The following is a 1,226-nucleotide window of genomic DNA, read 5'->3' as shown; positions in this document are numbered from 1 at the left end:
CGCCTACGCGGCGGTCGCCCGGATCGACTGGCCGGAAGGGTTCTGCCGCCGCGACATCGGCCGGCGCGCCGTCGCCCGCGAGGTCGCCGGCCACGGCATCTGACCGTTTGCGACCGGGCGAGGCGGGTGTGTCCCGCGTCGCCAAATCGCAAGCTAACGGCCGAGGGCGTAGAGGGCGATCGCGGCGGCGTTCGAGACGTTGAGGCTGCGGATCTCGCCGGTGAACGGGATCTTGGCGAGCACGTCGCAGCAGGCGCGGGTGCGCTCGCGCAGCCCCTTGCCCTCGGCGCCGAGCACGATCACCGCCGGCCGCGTCGGGGTCAGCGTGTCGAGGCCGGTCTCGGCGTCGGAATCGAGGCCGATGCGGGTGAAACCCTGCGCGCCGAGGGCGATCAGCGCCTCGGCGAGGTTGCGCACCACCAGGAACGGCACGTGCTCCAGGCCGCCGGAGGCGGATTTCGCCAGCACGCCGGTGGCGCCCGGCGCATGGCGCGCGGTCGTGACGATGCCGGTGACGCCGAAGGCCGCAGCGGTGCGCACGATCGCCCCGACATTGTGCGGATCGGTGATCTGGTCGAGCGCCAGCAGCAGCGCATCGGCCGGCAGCGCGTCGAGGCCGGGCGAGGCGAGGGGCTCCGCCTCGAGGTAGAGGCCCTGGTGCACCGCATCCGCCCCGAGCAGCCGGTTGATGTCGGACGGCCGCACCAGCTCGGGCTCGATCCGCAGGGTGCCCAGCTCCTCCACGAGGCGCGCGGCGCCGTTCTCGGTGGCGAGCAGCCGGTGCAGGATCCGCTCGGCATTGCCCATCGCCTGCACCACCGGGTGGAAGCCGTAGATCACCGCGGCGCCCTCGTGCGCCGGCTGCGGCCCGGCCGGCCGCGGCCGCTGACCGTAGGCGGGCTTGCCGAAGCCGGGTTTTCCGAAAGCGGGTCTTCCGAAGCCGGGCTTGCCGTAACCCGGCTTGCCGTGGCTCGGCTTGCCGAAGCCGGGCTTCCCATACCCTGGCTTGCCATGATCGGCCTTGCCGAAGCCGGGCTTTCGCACCTCGGACCCGGTCGGCCGCCCGCCGTCGCCGCAGTCGTCGCTCTCGCTCGCCATCCGCCCAACCATTCCAGACCCGTGCTGCGCGCGACCGCGCAGGAAGACAGCGCCCCGCCAAGGCGCGCGAAGCGGCAGCGTTAGCACGGGCGGGACGAAGTTGCCGCACCCGCCCGGCGCCGCCATCC

At 73.6% G+C, this 1,226-nt stretch carries 1 protein-coding gene; it reads right to left on the bottom strand.

The features are described 5' to 3' along the window. Nucleotides 1–153: 153 nt before the first annotated feature. Nucleotides 154–807, bottom strand: a complete 654-nt coding sequence (locus FV223_RS28020) for an RNA methyltransferase (RefSeq protein WP_348644836.1) — start codon at nucleotides 805–807, stop codon at nucleotides 154–156. Nucleotides 808–1,226: the final 419 nt, after the last annotated feature.

The sequence above is a fragment of the Methylobacterium sp. WL116 genome (genome assembly GCF_008039455.1).
Lineage (GTDB): Bacteria > Pseudomonadota > Alphaproteobacteria > Rhizobiales > Beijerinckiaceae > Methylobacterium.
The sequence above is the reverse complement of the archived record's forward strand: the minus strand, read 5'-3'. Positions and strand labels throughout refer to the sequence as shown.

Bases quoted from the DNA above. Each gene is read 5' to 3' on its own strand.
- FV223_RS28020 (WP_348644836.1), bottom strand. From the start codon at position 807: ATGGGCAATGCCGAGCGGATCCTGCACCGGCTGCTCGCCACCGAGAAC.